The organism is Streptosporangium sp. DT93 (assembly GCF_049844535.1).
In the GTDB taxonomy this organism is placed as follows: Bacteria; Actinomycetota; Actinomycetes; order Streptosporangiales; family Streptosporangiaceae; genus Streptosporangium.
The window spans coordinates 1-319 of sequence record NZ_JBNCLF010000092.1 but is presented as its reverse complement, the minus strand read 5'-3'; the positions used below and the strand labels follow the sequence as shown (position 1 = coordinate 319).

The following is a 319-nucleotide window of genomic DNA, read 5'->3' as shown; positions in this document are numbered from 1 at the left end:
GTAGTCCTTGTACTCGGACAGGGTGACGTGCTCGACCTCGGGCTCGCCCAGCTTGTTACCGTTGCCGGGGCCGACCTGAGCGGCCTTGTAGACACCCTCGCTGACCTCGACGCGCTCAAGAACGGCGCCGGGGTGGTTCGGGCCGACAACGTCGGCCTGGGTGTTCTTGCCCTCGGACCAGCAGGCGCCCAGGTTCAGGACGCACTTCTTGTACTCCTCCTTGGAGATCTCCTGCTGCTTGACTTCCTTACGACCGGTGAACTTGTCGTAGTCGGCCTTGGAGACTTCCTTGGCGGTGCCGCCACCGATCTGGACACCG

1 pseudogene is annotated in these 319 nt (G+C 63.6%); it reads right to left on the bottom strand.

What is annotated here, in order from left to right:
* Positions 1–319 (bottom strand): annotated as a pseudogene (locus ACLQ2R_RS39625) (hypothetical protein); the annotation flags it as partial.